The following is a 5,705-nucleotide window of genomic DNA, read 5'->3' on the forward strand; positions in this document are numbered from 1 at the left end:
TTGTTGTTTTTGTTGAGGGTTTATGAAAGATAAGCCCTCGGCCTATTAGTACCGGTCGGCTGGGCATCACTGCTGTACACCTCCGGCCTATCAACCCCATAGTCTGTAGGGGGCCTTAACCCATAAAGGGTGGGAAACCTCATCTTGAAACGTGCTTCCCGCTTAGATGCGTTCAGCGGTTATCACTTCCGAACGTAGCCAACCAGCCATGCACCTGGCGGTACAACTGGCACACCAGAGGTTCGTCCATCCCGGTCCTCTCGTACTAGGGACAGCCTTTCTCAAGTTTCCTACGCGCGCGGCGGATAGGGACCGAACTGTCTCACGACGTTCTAAACCCAGCTCGCGTGCCGCTTTAATGGGCGAACAGCCCAACCCTTGGGACCTACTCCAGCCCCAGGATGCGACGAGCCGACATCGAGGTGCCAAACCATCCCGTCGATATGGACTCTTGGGGAAGATCAGCCTGTTATCCCCGGGGTACCTTTTATCCGTTGAGTGACCACGCTTCCACATGCCGTGGCCAGATCACTAGTTCCGACTTTCGTCCCTGCTCGACATGTCTGTCTCACAGTCAAGCTCCCTTGTGCACTTACACTCGCCACCTGATTGCCAACCAGGCTGAGGGAACCTTTGAGCGCCTCCGTTACATTTTAGGAGGCAACCGCCCCAGTTAAACTACCCATCAGGCACTGTCCCTGAACCAGATCATGGTCCGAAGTTAGACATCTAGTACGACCAGAGTGGTATTTCAACGTTGACTCCACACACACTGGCGTGTGCGCTTCACAGTCTCCCACCTATCCTACACAAGCCGAACCAAACACCAATACCAAACTATAGTAAAGGTCCCGGGGTCTTTCCGTCCTGCCGCGCGTAACGAGCATCTTTACTCGTAGTGCAATTTCGCCGAGTCCACGGTTGAGACAGCGCCCAAGTCGTTACTCCATTCGTGCAGGTCGGAACTTACCCGACAAGGAATTTCGCTACCTTAGGATGGTTATAGTTACCACCGCCGTTTACTGGGGCTTAAATTCTGAGCTTCGCCGTGAGGCTAACCCGTCCTCTTAACCTTCCAGCACCGGGCAGGAGTCAGTCCGTATACATCGTCTTACAACTTCGCACGGACCTGTGTTTTTAGTAAACAGTCGCTTGGGCCTGGTCTCTGCGGCCCTTCACGCTTCCCCCAGCTAGTGGGTTCACGATCCGGGCCCCCCTTCTCCCGAAGTTACGGGGGCATTTTGCCGAGTTCCTTAACCATGGTTCGCTCGATCGCCTCGGTATTCTCTACCTGATCACCTGAGTCGGTTTGGGGTACGGGCGGCTCATGACTCGCTAGAGGTTTTTCTCGACAGCATAGGATCATCGACTTCACCAAACGGCTCCCCATCACATCTCAGACATACAGAGCCCGGATTTGCCTAGACTCAGTCCTACATGCTTGGCCGGCGACAACCATCGCGCCGGTTCGACTACCTTCCTGCGTCACCCCATCACTTGACTACTACACACTCGGGTCCCATGTTCCACACACACGCCTCACCCCGAAGGGATCGGTCACGTGCGCTTCAGATGGTTAGCATCATGCGCCTCATCATGGGCGTCATTTCGCCGGTACGGGAATATCAACCCGTTGTCCATCGACTACGCCTGTCGGCCTCGCCTTAGGTCCCGACTTACCCAGGGCAGATTAGCTTGACCCTGGAACCCTTGATCAATCGGCGGATGTGTTTCTCACACATCATTCGCTACTCATGCCTGCATTCTCACTCGCGTACCGTCCACCGCTGGATCACTCCGCTGCTTCACTCGATACACGACGCTCCCCTACCCACCCCGGAAAACCGGAGTGCCATAGCTTCGGCGGATAACTTGAGCCCCGCTACATTGTCGGCGCGGAATCACTTGACCAGTGAGCTATTACGCACTCTTTCAAGGGTGGCTGCTTCCAAGCCAACCTCCTGGTTGTCACTGCGACTCCACATCCTTTTCCACTTAGTTATCGCTTAGGGGCCTTAGCTGATGGTCTGGGCTGTTTCCCTCTCGACAATGGAGCTTATCCCCCACTGTCTCACTGCTGCGCTCTCACTTACCGGCATTCGGAGTTTGGCTAACGTCAGTAACCTGGTCGGGCCCATCGGCTATCCAGTGCTCTACCTCCGGCAAGAAACACGCAACGCTGCACCTAAATGCATTTCGGGGAGAACCAGCTATCACGAAGTTTGATTGGCCTTTCACCCCTAACCACAGGTCATCCCCTCCATTTTCAACTGAAGTGGGTTCGGTCCTCCACGCCGTCTTACCGGCGCTTCAACCTGCCCATGGCTAGATCACTTCGCTTCGGGTCTAGAGCGCGCGACTCAATCGCCCTATTAGGACTCGCTTTCGCTACGGCTTCCCCACACGGGTTAACCTTGCCACACACCGCTAACTCGCAGGCTCATTCTTCAAAAGGCACGCCATCACCCCCACTGCTGTAAACAGCCGGCCGGGCTCTGACGGATTGTAGGCACACGGTTTCAGGTACTATTTCACTCCCCGCCAGGGGTACTTTTCACCTTTCCCTCACGGTACTGGTCCGCTATCGGTCATCAAGAAGTATTTAGGCTTAGCGGGTGGTCCCGCCAGATTCACACGACATTCCACGAGTGCCGTCCTACTTGGGAAGTACATCAACCCAGCCAAACACATACGATTACGGGGCTATCACCCGCTACGGCCCAGCTTCCCAACTGGTTCACCTTCATGCTTGGTTTCTTACTGAGCTCACCGCCGGCAGACGATGAAAGACATATCCCACAACCCCGACTACCCAACAACTGCCGTCTATCACAGGTAACCGGTTTGGCCTCATCCGATTTCGCTCGCCACTACTCTCGGAATCACTATTGTTTTCTCTTCCTACGGGTACTGAGATGTTTCACTTCCCCGCGTTCCCTCCACACGCCCTATAGATTCAGGCGCGGGTAACACGACATGACTCGTGCTGGGTTTCCCCATTCGGACACCCCCGGATCAACGCTCGGTTGCCAACTCCCCAGGGCTTATCGCAGGCTCCAACGTCCTTCTTCGGCTCTTGATGCCAAGGCATCCACCATGTGCCCTTCATAGCTTATCTCTCACAAACACTCAACAAAAACAACAAACACAACAACATCACATATCAAACATCACGTTCAAACATCACGTTGTCGAGCCTGTCATGCGCTACGAAGACCACGCACACACCAACACCCCAACCCAAGGTCGAAACCTTCGGCAAGAGCGCCTACAAGGTGTGTGCATTCTTATTAAACAAGATGCTCGCGTCCACTATCCAACTATCAACTCCAACGCTTACTCAGCGCCGGCCAGCCCGCACAACCATCTCCACTCCGAAGAGCTTCGACCGAAGGGGGCGAGAGACAACCACTTGATCTGATCAACAGATCCGTGTGATTCCTCAGGGCCCAACAGTGTGTCAAGACCAGACCAGCTCCAGGAGACTTCAGGTTCCACGCCCATCTCCGAAGAGAAGGGCAGTACTGAGAAGCACACCCGGCAACCAGCCGGTGTTTCATCGACGATTCCACTAGCGAGTAGCACCATCACCACACAACCGAATGTTGTGTGAATTCATGGCCACTTACTCCTTAGAAAGGAGGTGATCCAGCCGCACCTTCCGGTACGGCTACCTTGTTACGACTTCGTCCCAATCGCCAGCCCCACCTTCGACAGCTCCCCCCACAAGGGTTGGGCCACTGGCTTCGGGTGTTGCCGACTTTCGTGACGTGACGGGCGGTGTGTACAAGGCCCGGGAACGTATTCACCGCAGCGTTGCTGATCTGCGATTACTAGCGACTCCGACTTCATGGGGTCGAGTTGCAGACCCCAATCCGAACTGAGACCGGCTTTTTGGGATTCGCTCACCCTCACGGGATCGCAGCCCTTTGTACCGGCCATTGTAGCATGCGTGAAGCCCTGGACATAAGGGGCATGATGACTTGACGTCATCCCCACCTTCCTCCGAGTTGACCCCGGCAGTCTCCTATGAGTCCCCAACCGAATTGCTGGCAACATAGGACGAGGGTTGCGCTCGTTGCGGGACTTAACCCAACATCTCACGACACGAGCTGACGACAGCCATGCACCACCTGTACACCGACTAAAAGGGGCTACATCTCTGCAGCTTTCCGGTGTATGTCAAACCCAGGTAAGGTTCTTCGCGTTGCATCGAATTAATCCGCATGCTCCGCCGCTTGTGCGGGCCCCCGTCAATTCCTTTGAGTTTTAGCCTTGCGGCCGTACTCCCCAGGCGGGGCGCTTAATGCGTTAGCTGCGGCACGGAACACGTGGAATGTGTCCCACACCTAGCGCCCAACGTTTACGGTGTGGACTACCAGGGTATCTAATCCTGTTCGCTCCCCACACTTTCGCTCCTCAGCGTCAGGTAATTCCCAGAGAACCGCCTTCGCCACCGGTGTTCCTCCTGATATCTGCGCATTTCACCGCTACACCAGGAATTCCATTCTCCCCTGAATACCTCTAGTCTGCCCGTATCGAAAGCAGGCCAGGTGTTAAGCACCTGGTTTTCACTCCCGACGCGACAGACCGCCTACGAGCCCTTTACGCCCAATAATTCCGGACAACGCTCGGACCCTACGTATTACCGCGGCTGCTGGCACGTAGTTGGCCGGTCCTTCTTCTGCACATACCGTCACTTGCGCTTCGTCTGTGCTGAAAGAGGTTTACAACCCGAAGGCCGTCATCCCTCACGCGGCGTTGCTGGATCAGGCTTCCGCCCATTGTCCAATATTCCCCACTGCTGCCTCCCGTAGGAGTCTGGGCCGTGTCTCAGTCCCAGTGTGGCCGGTCACCCTCTCAGGCCGGCTACCCGTCGAAGCCTTGGTGAGCCATTACCTCACCAACAAGCTGATAGGCCGCGAGCACATCCCAGGCCGAAAAACTTTCCACAACCAGATCATGCAATCGGTTGTCGTATCCGGTATTAATCACCGTTTCCGGTGGCTATCCCAGAGCCTGGGGCAGATTACTCACGTGTTACTCACCCGTTCGCCGCTCGAGTACCCCGAAGGGCCTTTCCGCTCGACTTGCATGTGTTAAGCACGCCGCCAGCGTTCGTCCTGAGCCAGGATCAAACTCTCCGTTGAAAAACAACACCAAACACCCGAAGATGCCTGGAAAAAGAGATGCCCTGACAGGAGACACTGACATGTTCCCAGTCCCGAAAGACTGGATAATTGCCAGAATCAATTGTCAAAGAAACCATCAACCATCATCCCCTTGGGATATGGTCGACGGGGCATAACAAACTAATTCGTCGACTATGACACACTGTTGAGTTCTCAAGAATCACACGCACACCGGTAGATTTCAGACTCTCATCTTCGCCAGTCCGGTGACTGCTTTATTCGCTTTATGTTCTGCTTTGTTCTTCGTGCTGAACCTTAGCAGGCTTTCTTTCGCTTTCGCAATTCGGCGTTTCCGCTTCCTTGTCCAGCTCCAGAACCCTTGTTTCCGGTCCTGCCTCGCAGACTTTATCAGAGCCACTCTCGCTTCTCCAACTCGGCGCTTTCACGCTTTTCTGCTGGATTAGCAGTTGTATCTCTGCTTCGTCTTACCCGACTTTAGCGGAGTGTTTCTCGCTTTCGCAATTCGGCGCGTTCCGCGCTTTCCCGCTGAAAGTTTGAAGCCTTATCCGCCTC

2 rRNA genes are annotated in these 5,705 nt (G+C 54.9%); both read right to left on the reverse strand.

Going from position 1 to position 5,705, the window contains the following annotated elements:
* Positions 1-25: 25 nt before the first annotated feature.
* A 23S ribosomal RNA gene (locus tag ACFV9G_RS13440) occupies positions 26-3,118 on the reverse strand.
* A gap of 518 nt (positions 3,119-3,636) precedes the next feature.
* Positions 3,637-5,150, reverse strand: a 16S ribosomal RNA gene (locus ACFV9G_RS13445).
* The 16S and 23S rRNA genes sit together here, the layout of an rRNA operon.
* Positions 5,151-5,705: the final 555 nt, after the last annotated feature.

Origin of the sequence: Nocardioides sp. NPDC059952 (assembly GCF_042730435.1) — a bacterium.
Lineage (GTDB): Bacteria > Actinomycetota > Actinomycetes > Propionibacteriales > Nocardioidaceae > Nocardioides.